The 19,833-nt window shown below is 64.8% G+C and carries 14 protein-coding genes; 9 read left to right on the top strand and 5 right to left on the bottom strand.

The window, feature by feature from the left end; all coding sequences use genetic code 11:
- The first annotated feature begins 78 nt into the window (after positions 1 to 78).
- The 5 genes from ftsZ (at position 79) to ligA (ending at position 8,314) form a co-directional block, all read left to right on the top strand.
- A complete protein-coding gene (ftsZ, locus tag IVA74_RS20710) occupies positions 79 to 1,884 on the top strand; it encodes a cell division protein FtsZ (protein ID WP_247347724.1) in 1,806 nt (601 codons plus the stop codon).
- Positions 1,885 to 2,244: 360 nt separating this feature from the next.
- Positions 2,245 to 3,210, top strand: a complete 966-nt coding sequence (lpxC, locus tag IVA74_RS20705; protein WP_247347722.1) for a UDP-3-O-acyl-N-acetylglucosamine deacetylase — start codon at positions 2,245 to 2,247, stop codon at positions 3,208 to 3,210.
- A gap of 260 nt (positions 3,211 to 3,470) precedes the next feature.
- The gene (locus IVA74_RS20700) at positions 3,471 to 4,361 is read left to right on the top strand and encodes an outer membrane protein assembly factor BamD (protein WP_247347720.1); all 891 of its coding nucleotides are present in this window, start codon (positions 3,471 to 3,473) and stop codon (positions 4,359 to 4,361) included.
- A 13-nt stretch (positions 4,362 to 4,374) separates the two neighbouring features.
- Positions 4,375 to 6,048, top strand: coding sequence for a DNA repair protein RecN (recN, locus tag IVA74_RS20695; RefSeq protein ID WP_247347717.1), 1,674 nt, complete (start codon positions 4,375 to 4,377; stop codon positions 6,046 to 6,048).
- 112 nt (positions 6,049 to 6,160) lie between these two features.
- On the top strand, positions 6,161 to 8,314 hold the full coding sequence (gene ligA, locus IVA74_RS20690; protein ID WP_247347715.1) for an NAD-dependent DNA ligase LigA: 2,154 nt from the start codon (positions 6,161 to 6,163) through the stop codon (positions 8,312 to 8,314).
- 41 nt (positions 8,315 to 8,355) lie between these two features.
- Here the strand turns inward: ligA and IVA74_RS20685 are convergent, their stop codons facing one another.
- Positions 8,356 to 9,630: a multidrug effflux MFS transporter gene (locus tag IVA74_RS20685; RefSeq protein ID WP_247347713.1), complete on the bottom strand. Its 1,275-nt coding sequence runs from the start codon at positions 9,628 to 9,630 to the stop codon at positions 8,356 to 8,358.
- Positions 9,631 to 9,843: 213 nt separating this feature from the next.
- Positions 9,844 to 11,673, bottom strand: coding sequence for an aminopeptidase P family protein (locus IVA74_RS20680; protein WP_247347710.1), 1,830 nt, complete (start codon positions 11,671 to 11,673; stop codon positions 9,844 to 9,846).
- 185 nt (positions 11,674 to 11,858) lie between these two features.
- Between IVA74_RS20680 and IVA74_RS20675 the strand changes: the two genes are divergently transcribed.
- Positions 11,859 to 12,032, top strand: a complete 174-nt coding sequence (locus tag IVA74_RS20675) for a hypothetical protein (protein ID WP_247347708.1) — start codon at positions 11,859 to 11,861, stop codon at positions 12,030 to 12,032.
- Positions 12,033 to 12,061: 29 nt separating this feature from the next.
- Here IVA74_RS20675 and IVA74_RS20670 read toward each other — a convergent pair whose 3' ends face one another.
- The gene (locus tag IVA74_RS20670) at positions 12,062 to 12,949 is read right to left on the bottom strand and encodes a 50S ribosomal protein L11 methyltransferase (RefSeq protein WP_247347707.1); all 888 of its coding nucleotides are present in this window, start codon (positions 12,947 to 12,949) and stop codon (positions 12,062 to 12,064) included.
- 155 nt (positions 12,950 to 13,104) lie between these two features.
- Here IVA74_RS20670 and IVA74_RS20665 point away from each other — a divergent pair, with 155 nt between their 5' ends.
- Positions 13,105 to 13,269, top strand: a complete 165-nt coding sequence (locus IVA74_RS20665) for a Flp family type IVb pilin (RefSeq protein ID WP_247347706.1) — start codon at positions 13,105 to 13,107, stop codon at positions 13,267 to 13,269.
- 277 nt (positions 13,270 to 13,546) lie between these two features.
- On the opposite strand, the gene IVA74_RS20660 is transcribed toward IVA74_RS20665, so the two are convergent.
- Positions 13,547 to 15,157 (bottom strand): NAD(P)/FAD-dependent oxidoreductase, encoded by a 1,611-nt coding sequence (locus tag IVA74_RS20660; protein ID WP_247347870.1) that lies wholly within the window; start codon positions 15,155 to 15,157, stop codon positions 13,547 to 13,549.
- Positions 15,158 to 15,388: 231 nt separating this feature from the next.
- On the opposite strand from IVA74_RS20660, the gene IVA74_RS20655 reads away from it, so the two are divergent.
- A complete protein-coding gene (locus tag IVA74_RS20655; RefSeq protein ID WP_247347701.1) occupies positions 15,389 to 17,668 on the top strand; it encodes a fused MFS/spermidine synthase in 2,280 nt (759 codons plus the stop codon).
- 9 nt (positions 17,669 to 17,677) lie between these two features.
- On the opposite strand, the gene IVA74_RS20650 is transcribed toward IVA74_RS20655, so the two are convergent.
- Positions 17,678 to 18,619 carry a glycerophosphodiester phosphodiesterase gene (locus IVA74_RS20650; RefSeq protein WP_247347699.1) on the bottom strand — a complete coding sequence of 314 codons (942 nt, stop codon included), beginning with the start codon at positions 18,617 to 18,619 and terminating at the stop codon, positions 17,678 to 17,680.
- Between the two features lie 220 nt (positions 18,620 to 18,839).
- On the opposite strand from IVA74_RS20650, the gene IVA74_RS20645 reads away from it, so the two are divergent.
- On the top strand, positions 18,840 to 19,799 hold the full coding sequence (locus IVA74_RS20645; protein WP_247347697.1) for a fatty acid desaturase: 960 nt from the start codon (positions 18,840 to 18,842) through the stop codon (positions 19,797 to 19,799).
- Positions 19,800 to 19,833 lie beyond the last annotated feature (34 nt).

The following is a 19,833-nucleotide window of genomic DNA, read 5'->3' as shown; positions in this document are numbered from 1 at the left end:
TCCGCAATCTTCGAATTTCACCAACTCCCGCGGCCGTCGGCCGGGGCGAACCCACGCGCGCGTGATCGAGAGGCAAACATGACCATCAGCATCAATGTTCCTGATATTCACGAACTGAAGCCCCGCATCACCGTGTTCGGCGTCGGCGGCGCCGGTGGTAACGCCGTCAACAACATGATCACGGCGGGCCTTCAGGGCGTCGACTTCGTCGTCGCCAACACCGACGCGCAGGCGCTGACGATGTCGAAGGCGCAGCGCATCGTGCAGATGGGCACGGCGGCGACGCAAGGATTGGGCGCAGGCTCGCAGCCGGTCGTCGGCGCGGCCGCGGCCGAAGAAGTGATGGACGAACTCCGCGACCATCTCTCGGGCGCCAACATGGTGTTTGTCACCGCCGGCATGGGCGGCGGCACCGGCACCGGTGCGGCTCCCGTGATTGCCAAGATCGCGCGCGAGATGGGCATCCTTACCGTCGGCGTCGTGACCAAGCCCTTCCACTTCGAGGGCGGCCGCCGCATGCGCACCGCGGAAGCGGGCATTAACGAGCTGCACAAGGTCGTCGATACGCTCCTGATCATCCCGAACCAGAACCTGTTCCGAGTCGCCAACGAGAAGACCACCTTCGCCGACGCCTTCGCGATGGCCGACCAGGTGCTCTACTCCGGCGTTGCCTGCATCACCGATCTGATGGTCAAGGAAGGCCTGATCAACCTCGACTTCGCCGACGTGAGAGCGGTGATGAAGGAAATGGGCAAGGCGATGATGGGCACGGGCGAAGCCTCCGGCGACAAGCGCGCGCTGACCGCCGCTGAAGCCGCGATCGCCAACCCGCTGATCGACGATAGCTCGATGAAGGGCGCCAAGGGCCTCCTCATCTCCATCACGGGCGGCAAGGATCTCACCCTGTTCGAGGTCGACGAAGCTGCGACCCGCATCCGCGAGGAAGTCGACCAGGACGCCAACATCATCGTCGGCGCAACCTTCGACGAAGCGCTCGACGGCCTGATCCGCGTCTCGGTCGTCGCCACCGGCATCGAACAGGCCGCGATCGCCCGCAACAGCCAGACCACCAGCGCTCCCGTCGCGAACGCGGCGCCGCAGGCACAGCAGGCTCCCGCTGCTCCGGCCGCGGTTGCCGAGAGCCGCCTCGCCGATCTGACCGCGCGGCTGCGCGCCGACAATCAGCGCATGGCCGAGCGCGCCCAGAAGCTGGAAACGCAGATCCCGGCCGCCGCACCGGGCCAGTTTGCCGCCGCTCCCATGGCTCCGCGTGCGAACGTCGAGCGCGCTGCGCTCGCCGCCATCGCTGCCGCCGTTGCGGACGTGCCGCAGGCTCCCGCCCCGATGCAGACCTATGGCGACGTCACCGTGCGCCCGATCGCGCAGAAGCCCACGCTGTTCCCGGAGCCTGAGCAGGCGCCGATGGCCATCCATGAGCAGATGACGCCGGAAACCTTCATCCCGCCGCAGGCGGAGCGTGCGCCGGTCCGCACACCGCGGATGCCGCGAATCGAAGAACTGCCGATGCCGGCCCAGGCCGAGCTTCGCCAGGCCCGCGGCGAGCTTGAAGAAGAGACCCCGCAGAAGACCCGCCTGTCGCTGCTCCAGCGCCTCGCCAATGTCGGCCTAGGCCGTCGCGACGAGGAGAGCGAGGCACCGATCGCGGCTCGTACCGCCGGTCCCGCGATGCCGCCGCTGCCCGATCGCCGGACCCAGAAGACCGTGGCGCAGCAAATCGCGTCCAACGAGCCGGTGTCCGAGTATGCCCGCCGTCCCGCGCCGCAGGGCCTGGACATGCATGGCCGTCCCGCGCCTGTTGCCCCGGCGCCACAGGGAGACGATCATCTTGATATCCCGGCCTTCCTGCGGCGGCAGGCGACCTGAGGATTGTTACAATAAGGCAGATGAAAAAAGGTCCCGGCGGGAAGCTTGCCGGGACCTTTCTTTTTGTCCGGTACATATCCGGATTTCATCGCCAAGTAGCTGATTTTAAATCATTAATTACGTATTCGATGGTTCAGTAAAACTGCCGATAACGGTCCCGAACTTCGCTCTAATTTGGTTAAGCCTTGGCGCGAATACGGCAGGTTTGGGGTAACAATCGGTAAAAAAGCGTGAGTTGGCGCTGTTTGAGGCAGTGACTATGGTTCGCCGTGACTTGGGGATACGGATTCGGAGCGGGCGGCCTTGGCCGGTCAGTCGGGTTCAGTATAAGTCGCGATGGTCGTAGTGGGGCGGTTCCTGATGAAATTTAGCCGGCAAACAACGCTTCGTGCGCAAGCCTCCGTGGCAGGCGTCGGCGTTCATTCCGGTCTTCCCGTCACTCTCACGCTTGGGCCCGCTTCTGTCGACGCGGGTTTTATTTTTGTCCGCACAGGGCTCGAGGGAAGTGACCGCGAAGTTCAGGCGACCGCCGAGCAGGTGATCGCGACCGATTTCGCCACCGTCCTCGGCGATCGCAGCGGCCCGCTGGTTTCCACCGCCGAGCATGTACTTGCTGCGCTGCGGGGCATGGGCGTCGACAACGCCATTATCGAGATCGACGGGCCGGAAGTGCCGATCATGGACGGCAGCGCCGCGGCCTTCATTGCAGCGATCGATCAGGCCGGCATCGTGACCCAATCGGCACAGCGCCGCTTCATTCAGGTTTTGAAGCCGATCTCGGTCAAGGTCGGCGATTCCTTCGGCGAGATCAGGCCCTACGCCAACGGGTTCCGCGCCGAGGTCGAGATCGACTTCACCAATCCTGTCATCGGCCAGCAGAGCTACGCCTTCGACCTCAACCCGGAGCGTTTTCGCCGCGAAGTCGGCCGGGCTCGGACTTTCGGTCTGATGTGCGACGTCGCGCGACTCTGGAGCGCCGGCTATGCGCTCGGCGCCTCCTTCGACAACACCGTCGTGTTCGACGAGGAGCGGCTGCTCAACACCGAGGGTCTCCGCTACGCCGACGAATGCGCCCGCCACAAGGTGTTGGACGTGATCGGCGACCTCGCGCTGGCCGGTCTGCCGCTGCTTGGCGCCTATCGCTCGGTCCGTGGCGGCCACAAGCTCAACCACGCCGTCCTGACCGCGCTGCTCGCCGACCGGACCGCCTGGCGGGTGGTCGAGGGCGAGGCGGCCCGCCGCACCACCGCGCGTCCCGTGGGCGAAGTCGGTCGTGGCATCGTCGGCGGCCGGATCGCCGCGGCCTACGGGCCGGACGTTTCCTGAAGAGAGACGTGTCCTGACCGACCTCTCGTCGCGGCCACTTGTACCCGCCGACCCCGGGAAACTCCTGGTAACGATGATCGGCTAGGATCGCGGCGCGTTCGCCTTAATCCGGGCGAAATGCCTGCCTATCCGGTTGGTTCAAGATCGTTTTTCGGTTACACCGGCGTAGTCGCATGGCAGGCACCACGGCTACTTTTCGCGCCCATGACGCGGTTCATGGGCTGGCGGACACCGCACCATAGGGCGTCAGGGCAATACTCATGTCGGCACAGCGTATGACGCGCGGATATCTCCAGGTCTCGTCTCGAGTCCGTGGATCGCTCAAGGCTGCCACCTTCTTCGTACTCGCGCTGCCGCTGGGCGGCTGCGGCACCGGCGCGCTTTGGGACAAGTTCACCGCCAAGGACGACACCTTCGTCGAGGAGCCCGCCGACAAGATCTACAATGAGGGCCTGTACCTCATGAACGAGAAGAAGGACATGAAGGCGGCGAACAAGAAGTTCGAAGAGGTCGACCGCCAGCATCCTTATTCCGACTGGGCCCGCAAATCGCTGCTGATGTCCGCCTATTCGTCCTATCAGGCCGGCGACTATGACAGCTGCATCGGCGCGGCCACCCGCTACGTCACGCTGCATCCCGGCAGCCCGGATGCGGCCTATGCGCAATACCTGATCGCCGCCTCGCATTACGACCAGATCCCGGACATCAGCCGCGACCAGACCCGCACCGAGAAGGCGATCGCCTCGCTGGAAGAGGTGGTGCGCAAATATCCGACATCCGAATATGCGACCTCGGCCAAGGCCAAGATCGAGGGTGCGCGCGACCAGCTCGCCGGCAAGGAAATGAATGTCGGCCGCTACTACGCGCAGAAGCGCGATTACACGGCGGCGATCAACCGCTACAAGGCCGTGGTGACGCAGTACCAGACCACCCGCCATGTGGAGGAGGCGCTGTACCGCTTGACCGAGGCCTATATGGCAATCGGCATCGTCGGCGAGGCTCAGACGGCCGCTGCCGTGCTCGGGCACAATTTTCCTGACAGCCGCTGGTACAAGGACGCCTATAATCTTGTAAAATCAGGCGGTCTCGAACCGAGCGAGAATCAGGGGTCCTGGATTAGCAAGACCTTCAAGAAAATGGGCCTCGGCTAGGAAATAGAATTCCATGCTCGCGCGTCTGTCGATCCGTGACATCGTCCTGATCGAACGGCTCGATATCGAATTCGCAACGGGGCTCGCGGTTTTGACCGGCGAGACCGGAGCGGGCAAATCCATCCTGCTCGATGCCTTTGCGTTGGCGCTCGGCGGCCGCGGCGACGCCGGCCTCGTGCGCCACGGCGCGGAGCAGGGGCAGGTCACTGCCGTGTTCGATATCCCCAAAAATCACCCCGCCGCGAAGATCCTTGCGGAGAACGGGCTGGAGGATACCGGCGAGATGATTCTCCGCCGGGTCCAGTTCGCCGACGGCCGCACCCGCGCCTTCATCAACGACCAGTCGATCAGCGTGCAGACGCAGAAGGCGGTCGGCGCCGCCCTGGTCGAGATCCACGGCCAGCACGACGAGCGCGCCCTGGTCGACGCCGCCACCCACCGCCGCCTGCTCGACGCCTTCGCCGGTCTCGAAAAAGATGTCTCGGCGGTCGAAGCGCTCTGGGATGCACGTCGCACCGCCAACACCGCGCTGGAGGAACATCGCGCCGGCATGGAGCGCGCCGCGCGCGAAGCGGACTACCTCCGCCACGCCTCGGACGAATTGAAGCAGCTCGCGCCCAGGGACGGCGAGGAGACCTCGCTGGCTTCCCGCCGCACGACCATGATGCAGGGCGAGAAGATCGCCTCCGACCTGCGCGAAGCGCAGGAAGCGGTCGGCGGCCACCATTCGCCGGTCGCGACCCTGTCGGCCGCGGTGCGCCGGTTGGAGCGCCGCGGCGCCAGTTCGCCAGCACTGGTCGAGCCGGCGGTGAAGGCGATCGACATCGCGATCAACGCGCTGGAAGAGGCCGACCAGCATCTCCAGGCAGCCTTGGCCGCGACGGACTTCGATCCTTCGGAGCTCGAACGCATCGAGGAGCGGCTCTTCGCCTTGCGTGCAGCGTCTCGCAAACATTCGACGCCGGTCGACGGGCTTGCCGCGCTTGCCGCCAGATATGCTGCGGAAATCGTGCTGATCAATGCCGGCGCCTCGCGGCTGAAAAAGCTGGAGCAGGCCGCGATCGAGGCCGACGCCCGCTATGCCGCCGCCGCCAAGAAGCTGTCGATGGCGCGGCAGAAATCGTCCGAAAAGCTCAACAAGGCCGTCAATGCCGAACTCGCGCCGCTCAAGCTCGAACGCGCAAAGTTCATGACCCAGGTCCAGACCGACGAGGCCACGCCGGGTCCGCAAGGGTTCGACCGCGTCGAGTTCTGGGTGCAGACCAACCCGGGCACCAAGCCAGGACCGATGATGAAGGTCGCCTCCGGCGGCGAGCTGTCGCGTTTCCTGCTGGCGCTCAAGGTCGTGCTGTCCGACCGCGGCTCGGCGCCGACCCTGGTATTCGACGAGATCGACACCGGCGTCGGCGGCGCGGTCGCGGACGCCATCGGCGGGCGCCTGGCGCGGCTCGCCGGCAAGGTCCAGGTGATGGCCGTGACCCACGCCCCGCAGGTCGCCGCCCGTGCCGACCTGCATTTGCTGATCTCCAAGGACGCGCTGGATAAGGGCAAGCGCGTCGCCACCCGCGTCAATGCTCTGGCCGCCGACCACCGCCGCGAGGAAATCGCCCGCATGCTCGCCGGCGCCGAGATCACGGCCGAGGCGAGGGCGGCCGCCGACCGGCTGCTCAAGGCGGCGACGGCGTAGGCCCCGTGTCCCGGACGCGCGCAAGCGCGAGCCGGGACCCAGAACGTTATGTCCGGGGTACGAAACTGTAACCGCCTTTACCCTCCCGCCCGCTCCGTCGTATCCAAGCACCATGGCCAGAGCAGCAAAATCCAAAGCAAAACCGCTTCCCGACGTCGCCGACCTCACCAAGGCGCAGGCCAAGGTCGAGCACATGCGGCTCGCGCTCGAGATCGAGGGGCATAACGAACGCTACTACCAGGACGACGCGCCCACCGTCACCGATGCCGAGTATGACGCACTACGCCAGCGCTTCAACGCGATCGAGAAGCGTTTTCCGGAATTCGTCAGCGCGGACTCGCCGTCGCAGAAAGTCGGTGCTGCACCGTCAGGCCGCTTCAAGAAGGTGCGGCATGCCGTCCCCATGCTGTCGCTCGACAACGCCTTTGCAGAAGAGGATCTGCGCGACTTCGTCGGCCGGATCGTGCGTTTCCTGAAGCTCGACGACGACAAGATCGATTTCTCCGCCGAGCCGAAGATCGACGGCCTCTCGATGTCGCTGCGCTATGAGGGCGGTGAACTCGTCACCGCGGCGACTCGCGGCGACGGCGCGGTAGGCGAGGACGTCACCGCCAACATCCGCACGCTCGAAGACGTGCCCGAGAGGCTGAAGGGCCGCAACGTCCCCGAAATCTGCGAGGTGCGCGGCGAGGTCTACATGACCAAGAAGGCCTTCCTCGCGCTCAACGAGCGGCAGAAGGCTGAAGGCAGCACCATCTTCGCCAATCCGCGCAACTCGGCCGCGGGCTCGCTCCGGCAGAAGGATCCGACCATCACCGCCTCGCGCCCCCTCGGCTTCTTCGCCTATGCCTGGGGCGAGATGAGCGCGATGCCGGAGGGCACGCAGAGCGGCATGATCCACTGGTTCGAGCGCTGCGGCTTCAAGACCAACCCGCTGACCAGGCTCTGTCACTCTGTCGAGGAGCTGCTCGCTTTCCATCATTCGATCGAGGAGCAGCGCGCAAAACTCGACTACGACATCGACGGCGTCGTCTACAAGGTCGATCGCATCGACTGGCAGGAACGGCTCGGCTTCGTCTCGCGCACGCCGCGCTGGGGCATCGCGCACAAATTCCCGGCCGAGCAGGCCATGACGGTGCTGCGCGACATCGAGATCCAGGTCGGCCGCACCGGCTCGTTCACGCCGGTCGGCAAGCTCGAACCGGTCGGCGTCGGCGGCGTGATCGTGCAGAACGTCACGCTGCACAACGAGGACTACATCAAGGGCATCGGCAACAAGGGCGAGGTGCTGCGCGAGGGCCGCGACATCAGGATCGGCGACACCGTCGTGATCCAGCGCGCCGGCGACGTCATCCCGCAGGTGGTCGACGTCGTCCTCGACAAGCGGCCGAAGGCTGCCAAGGAATTCCAGTTTCCGAAGAAGTGCCCGTGCCCGTTGCACACCGATGTCACGCGCGAGGAGACGGCGGCGGGCGAAGAGGGTTCACGCGCCCGCTGCACCGGCGAGTTCGCCTGTCCCTATCAGAAGATCGAGCATTTGAAACTGTTCGTGTCGCGCCGCGCCTTCGACATCGACGGTCTTGGCGAGAAGCAGCTTCAGTACTTCTTCGACGAGGACTTTGTGAAGGAGCCGGCCGACATCTTCACGTTGGAGAAACGCAACGCAAAACTCAAGCTGGAGGACATCGAGGGTTACGGCGAAACCTCGGTGCGAAATCTGTTTGGCGCGATCGAGAGCCGTCGGAAGATTGCACTGGAGCGCTTTATCTACGCGCTCGGCATGCGCCATATCGGCGAGACCACAGGGCTGGCGCTGGCGCGCGGCTACGGCTCCTGGGACGCTTTCCACGATGCCAGCCTCAAGGTCGCCAAGGGCGACGAGGAGGCGATGGCCGAGATGGATGCGCTCGACCAGATCGGAGAGACCGTGATCAAGAGCATCGCCGATTATTTCGGCGAGAGCCACAATCGCGGCATCGTCGAGCGGCTCACCAGGGAGGTCGAGATCATCGACGCCGAGAAGCCGAAGAGCAACTCCGCCGTCGCCGGCAAGACCGTGGTGTTCACGGGCTCGCTGGAGAAGATGACACGCGACGAGGCCAAAGCCACCGCTGAGCGGTTAGGTGCAAAGGTGTCCGGATCGGTGTCCAAGAAAACCGATCTCGTCGTCGCCGGCCCCGGAGCGGGTTCGAAGCTCGCGGAAGCCAACAAGCATGGCGTCAAGGTGCTGACCGAGGACGAGTGGTTGACGCTGATCGGGGAGTGAGGTTCTCCTTCGCAATGACGGGGAGGCGGCATACCGCCCCCTCACATCATCCCGCTCTCTTCCTCCTCCGCCTGCTCGATCAAGGTCTCGCTCACCACCACCTCGCGGCGGGGGACGAGGAAGATCATCGTGCAGGCGCAGAGCAGGGAGATTGCCAGCACGGCGGAAGTGAGCGGCAGCGTGGTCGCGGAATGGCCGCCGAGATAGGCGCCGAACTGCGACATCAGCGCGCCGATGCCTTGCTGGAGGAAGCCCATCGCGCCTGATGCGGTACCCGCGGCCTCCGGGCGGATGCTGATCGCGCCCGCGGCCGAGTTCGCCATCACGAAGGCATTGCCGGCCATCACGATCATCTGCGTGCCGAACAGCCATGCCGGCGCCTCGTTCCAGCCTGTGAAGCTCCAGAGCAGGTTCAAAAGGCTGCCGCAAAGCTGGAGCGCGAGGCCGAACCAGATCAACTTCTCCAGCGAATGCCTGGGCGCGAAGCGCACGCAGAGCAGATTGCCGACGAGATACGCAAAGCCCGTCGTTGCAAACCACGCGCCGTATTCGGCGCTGGTCCTGCCCATCTGCGTCACCACGATGTAGGGACCGCCGCCGGCGAAGGTGAAGATGATCTGCGAGGCCAGCACCTGGCACATCACGTAGCCGACGAAGGCGCGGTTGCGAATGAGAATGCCGACGTCGCCGCGAAACCCCCCGCTGGCGGCGCGGGTGCGGCGCGTCTCCGGGAGCGCGACCGCGATGCCGACGGCGACAATGATCGCGGCGATGGTGATGACGTAGAAGATCGCGCGCCAGCCGAATGCGGTCTCGATCAGGCCGCCGGTGAGCGGGGAGACCATCTGTCCGATCATCAGCGCCGCGACCACGAGGCTGATCATCGAGGCGACGCGGTCGCGCGCGTAGATGTCGCGGATGATGGCGCGGCTCACCACCATGCCGGCGGCGCCGCCCAGCGCCTGGAAGAAGCGCGCGGCGATCAGCTGCGGCAGGGTTTCCGCGAAGATGCAGGCGATGCTGGCGACCACCATCAGCGCCAGTCCTCCGAGCACCACCGGGCGTCGCCCGAACCGGTCCGACAGCGGGCCCATGATGAGTTGCGACAGCGCGATGCCGACCATGTAGAGCGACACCGTCATCTGCGCGACCGAGATGTCACTGCCAAATGTTGTCGCCAGCACCGGCAGCGCCGGAACCAGCATATAGAGCGAGATCGGCGCGATCCCGGTCATGACGACGAGCAGCAGCAACACCAGGCGCGAGGTCGCGATGTTCTTCGCCGTTTCCGGCGGCTTGCTGATTATGCCGTGCATGCGCGTCCGTCTCGTGGAAATTCGAATCGGACTGTAGCGTGCTCGCGCAAGACGGATATCGGCGTTTCGGAATGCGGCTATCCAGATTCCGGGACGGTTATGATAACAGCGCGATGGCGACCAATTGGGCGCGGTTCGCGCCAGAATGAGAGTCCGTTGCGAAAGCAGCCTTGCGCAAATCGCGTGGTGCCATGCGGCTTCGGGACGGCGTGCTTACGCCTTTAGTTCCGCCGTCGCTTGATCGAGCCAGGCCTTGGTCGCCTCGTCCAGCGCCGGCCGGACCTCGGCCCTCACACGCGCGTGGTAGGCATTGAGCCAGTCGAGCTCGTCCTTGCCCAGCATCGCCACATCGATCAGCCGGCGGTCGATCGGCGCCAGGGTCAGAGTCTCGAACGCGTTCATCGATTTCTCCGCGCCCTTGATGTCGGCTTCGACCACCAGTTCGAGGTTCTCGATGCGGATGCCGAAACCGTCGGTCTTGTAGTAGCCGGGCTCGTTGGACAGGATCATGCCGCGCTTCAGCGCTGTGGTGCCGAGCTTCGAAATCCTCGCCGGTCCTTCGTGCACCGAGAGATAGCTGCCGACGCCGTGGCCGGTGCCATGCTCGAAATCGACGCCGGCGGCCCAGAGATATTGTCGCGCGAGTGTGTCGAGCTGCGCGCCGGTGGTGCCGTCGGGAAAGATCGCGCGTGCGATCGCGATGTGTCCGCGCAGCACGCGCGTGAAGCGGTCGCGCATCTCGCCGGTGGGGTCGCCGACCGCCATGGTGCGGGTGACGTCGGTGGTGCCGTCTTCATATTGCGCGCCGGAATCGATCAGCAGGAGATCGCCGGGGACGATCCGCCGGTTGCTTTTGCGGGTGACGCGGTAGTGCACGATGGCACCGTTCGGGCCCGTGCCTGATATGGTCGGGAATGACACGTCCTTCAGCGCGCCGGTGTCGCGGCGGAATGTTTCCAGCGCCTCGACCGCGTCGATCTCGGTGAGCTTGCCGCTTGCCGCCTCGCGGTCGATGAAGGCGAGGAAGCGCGCCAGCGCCACGGCGTCGCGCCGGTGCGCCGTCTGCGTGCCCTTGATCTCTGTCGCGTTCTTGACCGCCTTGAGCAGCGCAATCGGATCGCTGCCGCGCACCGGCTTGCCGCCGGCGCCCGTGATCAGCCGGCTGAGGGCGTCGGCCGCAGTCGCATTGTCGAGTGCGATCGATGCACCGCTCTTGGCGAGCGCCATCAGCGTCGGCGCCATCGCGTCGGGCTCGCGCACGTCGGCGGACTGCTCGAGATGGTCGCGGGTCAGATTGGAGAGCTTGCGGTGGTCGATGAAGATGGTCGGCCGGCCGTCCTTCGGCACCAGCGCATAGGACAGCGGCAGCGGCGTATGCGCGACGTCGGCGCCGCGGATGTTGAAGGTCCAGGCCACGGCATGGCTGTCGGACAGCACCAGCGCCTCGGCGCCGAGCTTGCCGATCTCGCTCCTGATCCGCGTCAGCTTCTCGGCTTCAGTGACGCCGGCATGTTGCATCCCGTGCACCGCGACCGGCGCAATCGGCGGCTGCGGCCGGTCCTGCCAGATCGCATCCACCGGATTGCTGTCGACGGCAACCAGCTCGGCGCCGGCCTTGGCGCAGGCGGCGGACAAACGCTCGGCTGCCGCAAAAGTGTGCAGCCACGGATCAAATCCGAGGCGGTCACCTGCCTTCAGGTGTGCCGATACCCAGCTTTCCGGCGGGGGATCGATCAGGGATTCCACGGTCCAGGCCCTTGCATCGACCTGCTTGGCCGCCTGGATCGTGTAGCGGCCATCGACGAACAATGCGGCCTCGTGGGTTAGCGCCACCGCCAATCCCGCTGAGCCAGTAAAACCGGTCAGCCAGGCCAGACGCTCTTCCGAGGGCGGCACATACTCATTTTGCTGCTGATCGGCGCGCGGGATCACGAAGCCGGTCAACTTGCGGCGGGCGAGCTCTTCACGGAGCATGGCCAGCCGGGCCGCCAATGCGACGCCGGCCTCAGGCTCCTCGAATGTCTGGAAATGCGCTTCGAACATGGTGGATCACTTTAGGATCATGACGATCAGTCCGCAATGTAGACGCATTCGAGGCCGCATCTGGCATGGACTGTGCTTGAACAAGTTCCATTCGAATTGAGTGGAGTACAGGATGCAGTTGCGCTTCGTCCGGATAACAGGGAAATTCGAGCAAGTGGTTCGTCTCAACGGCGAGGGGACACACGATGCCAGCGTTCACGTTTGAGAAGATTCCGCCGCCGGTGCGCCGCGCCCCGGTTGCGGCGACACCGAAGAAGCCGCGCGGCCTCCTCAGCCAGATGATCGACCGTTTCGCCGAACGCCGCGCAAAGCGGGCGTTGCGCGCATCGACGCGCCGTGACGAGAAGCCTGCGAAGTAGCGCGGCGCCGAACGCAGCGCCAATCCATCCTACGAAAGCTTCCGCAGCAACAGGCTGCTCCACCCTTCGATCCGCAAATGCTTCAGCGGCACGAGGCCGCGCGCGCGGTAGGCGGCGATCACGGCGGGGGCCTGGTGTGTCAACAGGCCGGAGAGGATGACGCGTCCGCCGGGCGCGAGGTGGGCCGTCATCGGGCCCGCCAATTGCCGTAACGGATTGGCAAGGATGTTGGCCAGCACCAGGTCGAACGGGCCGCATCTGCCAAAATCAGGCGCGGCGAAGCCGGTGGCGCAGATCAGCCGCATTTGGTGACCAACCTCATTCAGGGAGGCGTTCTCGGCTGCTACCCGTACCGAGGCCGGGTCGATGTCGGAGGCCAGCACGGTGCGATGCAGCGCCTTCGCTGCCGCTATTCCCAGCACGCCGGTCCCGGTGCCGAGGTCGAGCAGGTTCCTTGGCCGGGAACTCTTCAGGACATGGTCAAGCAGCAGTAAACAGCCGCGCGTGGTGCCGTGATGCCCGGTGCCGAAGGCGAGGGCCGCCTCGATCTCTATGGCGAGCTTGTTTGGCGTCACGCGGTCGCGGTCGTGGCTGCCATGGACGACGAAGCGCCCAGCCGGCACCGGGACGAGATCTTCCAGGCTCGCCTTGACCCAGTCCTTGGCCTCGATCGTGTCGAAGGCGAGCGTTGCCGCGAACTCGTTTCCTGCTGAGGTTGCAATGAGTTCGCGCAGCCATGCCTGGTCCGGCGCGTCCGCGAAATGCAGCGCGACGTCCCATTGTCCGTTCGGCTGCTCGAAGGCGGCGACCGCGGCATCGCCCTCGAAAAACACCTCGTTGAGCACGTCCACAACACGCTTGGCGGCGATCTCGCTGCCGATCGAAAAGCTGGCGCGATGGGTGGGGGAAGGCTGCATCCTAGGGTTCTGTCCGGTTCAATTTTTGGAACTTTTGTTCGCAATTTTTCGCACAACTTGCAATCTTGGGGTTAACCCGACCGCAGGTTGTGCTCCGTATATTTCCGGACGTTGAGGTCAACCAACACAGCTTGAAATGGAAATGGAGGCGAAACTTGAAGCGCATGATTTTGAAGTTCTGGTCCGACGATTCGGGTGCAACCGCAATCGAGTACGGCCTGATCGCAGCCGGTATCGCGCTGGCGATCATCACGGTGGTGAACAGCCTGGGTACCACGATGAACGAGAAGTTCACTTCGATTAGCACCTCCTTGAAGTAATTTCCGCCTCCCATTTTTCAGCGGCGTTACTTTCTTCATAAGACTGATTTCGACCAGCGCCCGTCGGGGGATTGCCCCTGGCGGGCGAAGTCGTTTTGGGGACTGGTTTTCGAAGGAGATGCCCACAGGCTATCCGCTCGTTCTCCGGACATTGTCCACGGCCTTATCCCCCGTTCGTCCCCAGATTTTCCACCGTCTTGTACCCGGCTTGACCCGGCGGCTCGAGACGGGCAACTCACCGCCCATCCACCGCGCTACCAACAGCCTGTCCACAGGCCTATCCACGGCTTCCGAACAGCGATCGGTGATCCCTCAGGATCGCCTGGGCGGCGTTGTGGCCGGGAGCGCCGGTGACGCCGCCGCCGGGGTGGGCGCCGGAGCCGCAGTGATAAAGGCCCTTCAGGGGCCCGCGATAATCGGCGTGGCCCAGCATCGGCCGCGCCGAGAACAGCTGGTTCAGCGTCAGCGCGCCGTGGAATATGTCGCCTCCCAACAAGCCGAACTGCCGTTCAAGGTCGAGCGGTGACAGGATCTGGCGGCCGAGCACGCTTGTCGCAAAACCCGGCGCGTATTTGTCCACGGTTGCGATCATGAGGTCGGCAACCTCGTCGCGATGGTCGTCCCACGACTTTCCATCGGGAAGCTCCGGCGCGACATGCTGGCAGAACAGGCTCGCGACATGTTGCCCTGCGGGTGCGAGCGTCTCGTCGAGCGTGGAGGGGATCAGCATTTCCACGACAGGCTCTCGGCTCCAGCCGTGCGCGCGGGCATCGAGAAAGGCGCGGTCCATGTAGCCGAGACTGGGGGCCAGGATGATGCCCGAGGTGAGATGATCGCCGTCGCCTGGCAGCGCCGTGAAGGAGGGCAGACGGTCCAGCGCCACGTTCATGCGGAAGGTACCGGAGCCGTTCTTCCAGTGCCGGATGCGGTCGAGGAAGTTTTGGGGCAGGGCATCGGCGGCGATCAGCCGCGTATAGAGCAGCTTCGGATTGACGCTGGCCGCGACATATTTCGCGCGGATGGTCGTCCCGTTCTCCAGCGCCACGCCGACCGCGCGGTCGCGCTCGACGATGACCTCGCGCACGCCCGCATCGGTGTCGATCACAACGCCGCGGTCGCGCGCGGCGCGCGCCATGGCTTGCGTGATCGCGCCCATGCCGCCGATGGCGTGGCCCCAGACACCCTTCTTGCCGTTCACCTCGCCGAAGGCGTGATGCAGCATCACATAGGCGGAGCCCGCGGCGTAGGGGCTGGCGTAGTTGCCGACGATGGCGTCGAAGCCGAACAGCGCCTTGACCAGATCGTGCTCGAAACGTTCGTCCAGCATCTCGCCGGCCGATCGGGTGAAGAGATCAAGCAGATTGCGGCTCTGCTCCAGCGTCAGCCCGCGCAGGATGTTGGCGCTCTGGAATGCATTCACGGCCTCGCGTATCGCAGGCGCGCCAAAACCGTCGAGCATATTGGGCGGCGCGCGCAGCACGAATTGCCTGAGCACGTCGGCGATATCTTCCAGCTCGCGCGAAAATCCGTCGAACGCGTTTGCGTCATGGGCGCTCAGCCGTGCGACGGACGCCTTCGTCCGTCCTTCACCGGTGAGGAGATAACTGCCGTCGGGCGCGGGCAGGAAATTCTGCGCGCGCCGCTCGACGACCCGCAGGCCCTGCTCGGCCAGCTTGAGGTCACGGGCCACCTGCGGATTGAGCAGGCTCACGGTGTAGGCAGCGACCGAATTGCGGAAGCCCGGATGAAACTCCTCCGTGACCGCGGCCCCGCCGACCACCTTGCGGCGCTCGACCACGCGCACGCGCAAGCCGGCCATCGCGAGATAGGCCGCGCAGGTCAGGCCGTTATGGCCAGCGCCGATGATGATGACGTCGGTTTCGATCATGAAGGCGCCAAGCTGTTCCACATTCATTCCGGGACGGTCTGACGACCAGGTTCGGAATGACATCTGTATATCAAGCATTCTCCGCTGCAACATCACGACACCCTTTATTGCCCGTTCAGGCGCCGTGTGCTCCATTGCGCGCGTCCGGTGCCCGCCGGAGGAGTAATCCGACGCGTTTTCGCGCACGAACCGGTGCCCATTTCGCTGGAAAACGTTCTTGCTGGAGCTTCCATGGATTCGATCGTGCAACCCGCCGCCACGGAGCAGCCGTCCTCGTCACGCAACCGGCTGCTGCTGACGGTCTACACCGCCGCGATCTTCGTTAGCGCGCTACTGCTGTTCTCGGTGCAGCCGCTGTTCACGAAAATGGTGCTGCCGCGGCTCGGCGGCTCGCCGGCGGTGTGGTCGGTGGCGATGGTGTTCTTCCAGTCGCTGCTGCTGGCGGGCTACGCCTATGCGCATTTGTTGATGCAGGTGAGGAACCGCATCGTTCCGGTGGTGGTGCATCTCCTGCTGCTGATTACGGCGTTCGTCACGTTGCCGCTCGGCATCGCCTCCGCCTATGGCGATCCGCCCGCTTCGGGCTACGCGATCTGGCTGCTCGGCCTGTTCGTGATCTCGATCGGGTTGCCGTTCTTCGCGCTCGCCGCCAACAATCCGTTGTTGCAGGCCTGGTTCGTCCGCACCGGGCATCCTGCCGGACACGACCCATATTTCCTCTATGCGTCCTCCAACATCGGCAGCTTCCTCGCCCTGCTATCCTATCCGTTCCTGCTGGAGCCGATGTTCACGCTGCACACGCAGAACCGGCTCTGGACCGGCGGTTATGGCATTCTGATCCTCCTGATCGCCGCATGCGGTGTGCTGTTATTGCGCTCGCCGAAGCTCGCAATGGTCGATGCGGAAACCGAGGATCTGAATGCTCCGGCGCCGGGTTTCCTGACGCGGCTGCGCTGGATCTTTCTCGCCGGAGTGCCGTCCGGCCTGCTCATCGCCGTCACCGCGCACATCTCGACCGACGTTGCGGCGGCGCCATTGCTGTGGGTGCTGCCGCTGTCGCTGTACCTCCTGACCTGGGTGGTGGTGTTCCAGTCGCGGCCGCTGCTGCCGCACAAATGGATGCTGATGCTCCAGCCGGTCGCCATCGCGGGCGTTGTCTTCCTGCTGGCGTTCGGCGGCGAACAGAACCTGCTGCTGACGCTTGGCGGCCATCAATTGTGCTTCTTCGTCATCGCCATGGCCTGCCACGGCGAACTGGCGCGGACCCGGCCGGCCGCCAAATATCTCACCGGATTCTATGTCGCGCTGTCGTTCGGCGGCATGGTCGGCGGCCTGTTTGCAGGGCTCGTTGCGCCCTTTACCTTCTCCTGGATCGCCGAATATCCGATCCTGGTTGCGCTTGCCGCGCTGTGCCGGCCGCCCGCGAGCGAGCGGCTGGCGGGCATCGTCAAATGGTACTGGCTGGCGCTGGCCGCGCTCGCCGTCGTGCTCGTTGCGCCGTCCATTACGACGGGGGGGCTGTCGGCCTGGTTCGAGGATCACCGCGTCTGGGTGGCCGGTAGCGTCGGCGTACTCGCCGCGTTGCTGGTCCTGGCGGTCAACGCCGGCCGCTGGAAGATCTTCGCCACCGTCGCGCTGGCGCTGGCGCTGATCCGCATTTATCCGGCGGACGAAGGCCGCGTCACCACGGTGCGCAGTTTCTTCGGCGTGCACAAGATCGTGGTGACGCCCGGCGGCTATTTCCACGTCTTGATGCACGGTACCACGATCCACGGCGCCGAGCGCTTCCTCAACAATGACGGCACGCCGGTCACCGGGCGGCCCGAACCGATCACCTATTATCACAAGGACGGCGGCATCGGTCAGGCCGTCAGCGCGATCCGGGAACGCAAGGGCGTGCCGCTGAAGGTCGCCGCGATCGGCGTCGGATCGGGCACGCTCGCCTGCGCCGCCGAGCCCGGCGAGAGCTGGACATTCTTCGAGATCGATCAGTCCATGGTCGATGCCGCCCGTGATCCGAAGAATTTCCGCTATATCTCGAGTTGCCTGCCGGATTTGAAGCCGGTGATCGGCGATGCCCGCCTCACCTTCGCGAAGGAGCCCGACGGTGCCTACGATCTCATCATCGTCGATGCCTATTCGTCGGATGCCATCCCGATCCATCTTGCGACCGAAGAGGCGATGAAGATCTACAAGGACAAGCTCGCTCCGCACGGCGCCGTGGTGATGCACGTCTCCAACCGGCACCTCGATCTCGAGACCGTCGTGGTCGGCATCGCCGACGCCAACGATCTCAAGAGCTGGGTCTACAACGAGGATTCCGGCCGCGATGGTGACTACATCTTCTCGACCGACGTCGTCATCTCCGCCCGCGAGGAGGAAGATGTCGGCAGGCTCGCATCGTCGAAAGTTTGGGAGCAGACCGAAGCTGACGACAGGGTGCGGGTCTGGACCGACGATTACTCCAATATTCTGGGCGCGCTGTACCGGCGTTTGCGGGACGGGGAGTAGGGGCCGCTTCTACGGCTCCACCGGTGTCCCCGCGGGCAACGCAATTCCCTTCTCGCCCGCGACCTGTCGCAGCAGGTCAGGCTTGTCGGAGATGATGCCGTCGACGCCGATCTCGATCATGCGCGCCATGTCTTCCGGCTTGTTGACGGTCCAGACCACGACGCGCAGCCCGAGCCCGTGCGCCTCCGAGACGAGCGCTGTGGTCACATCGCCGAAATAGGGCGACCAGATCGCGCCGCCCGCAGCCTTGATCGTTCGCGGCAGCGAGCCGCCGTGGTCGGCCGGGCTGAATCCCGCCGTCCAGCTGGTCGCCTTGTCCAGCGCCACCGTCTGGCCCGAGCCGCGCTGGAGCGTCAGGTACACCGTCGGCATCTTCGGTGCCCGCTGCTGGACGAGCTGCAGGGTTCGCCAGTCGAACGACTGGATCATGACGCGGTCGGAGAATTTTTCGGCTTCGATCAGCCCGAGCAGCTTGGTGACGAAAGCTTGCGGATCGAGCGTCTCGTCCGGATGGTTCGGATCGATCTTGGTCTCGATGTTGAAGCGCACGCGCGTGTTGCCGGATTTGCGCACCAGCGTGAACAGCTCGCTCAAGGTCGGAATGCGTGTCCCGGGCACGGCGCGCTGGTCGGGGAATTGCTTGGCGTAAGGGCTGTCTGGCCGGATCTGGCCGACGTCGTAGGTCCTGACCTCGGCGAAACGCAATCTTGCGAAAGGCGTGCCGGGCGGGGCGACATAGGTGCCGCTCGCATCCCGCGCCAGATCGGGATTCAGCCCGCGCTCATGCGAGACAACGACCTCGCCGTCGGCGGTAATGCCGACGTCGAGCTCCAGCGTGCCCACGCCCATCGACAGCGCATTGGCGAAGGCCGGAAGAGTGTTTTCCGGCAACAGTGCCCGCCCGCCGCGATGGGCCTCGAGGTCGAATCCCAATCCCGAATCAGATCCCATGGCCTTTCCCGCAATGAGAAGTAACAGCACGGTCAAGATTGTCGCAGCACGTGATGGCATGGTGGCTCGCAGGGCAAGCGGAAAAGAGCCGAATCTGAACGCATTTCGGCGCGGCGGATCCATTCTATAGGCTTTCGCGCCTGTTGAAACCTTGGGGGGTGGCTTGGGTTGCGCTCGCCCGGCGGGTATGTACTCATGGAAGCTGCCCTGGAATCCCGACGTGCAACAGAAACGCGATCACCGCATTATCCGCAGCCGGCATTTTCATCGGATGCAGCGGCGGCATTTCATCCTTTTCGACGTTTTACCCTTGGCCGGCACGCTGGTGGCACTGGCCCTTCTGTTCTACCGCCCGATCGGCGCGATGGAGTTCGGCCTGTTCTTCGGCTTCTGGCTGGTCACCGGCCTCGGCCTCACCGTCGGCTATCACCGCCTCTTCACCCACCGCGCCTTCGCGACCTCTACGGCAATGAGCGCGATCCTGACGGTGATGGGATCGATGGCAGGCCGCGGTCCCATGCTGTCCTGGGCGGCAATGCACCGCCGGCATCATGAATTGTCTGATCACGATGGCGATCTGCATTCGCCGCGGCTGCATGGCGACGGCCCGTTCGGCCGCCTGCGCGGCTTCCTGCACGCGCACCTGACCTGGATGATCGCGCACGATTATCCCAACGTCGCGCACTATGTCCCGGATCTGATGGCGGATCGCAGGCTGGTTGCCGTCAACAGCTACTATTACACTTGGGTCGGTCTCGGCTTGGTGCTGCCGGCCGCGATCGGCGGCCTTGCCACCATGAGCCTGTGGGGCGCGCTGACCGGCTTGCTCTGGGGCGGCGTGGTGCGCATGTTCGTGGTCGAGCAGACCATGTCCGCCATCAACTCCGTCATGCACAGCTTTGGCGCGCAGCCCTTCGTCACCCGTGACGACAGCAGCAGGAATCTCGGCGTGATGGCCTGGCTCGCCTGGGGCGAGGGCTGGCACAACAATCACCATGCCTTTCCGTATTCCGCGGCCTTCGGCCTGCGCTGGTTCGAGTTCGATCCCGGCTTTATCTTCATCCGCGCACTGGAAGCGCTCGGACTAGCCTGGGACGTCAAGGTGCCCAGCGAGGAGAAGATCGCCCGGCGCATGTCGCGGCAGCCGGGCGAGGCGACGCCCGACCTGGAAACGGGCTGAGCATCATCGGCCGGCGCAACGCCGGCGATGGCTC

It is taken from the genome of Bradyrhizobium sp. 132, assembly GCF_023074185.1.
Lineage (GTDB): Bacteria > Pseudomonadota > Alphaproteobacteria > Rhizobiales > Xanthobacteraceae > Bradyrhizobium.
The sequence above is the reverse complement of the archived record's forward strand: the minus strand, read 5'-3'. Positions and strand labels throughout refer to the sequence as shown.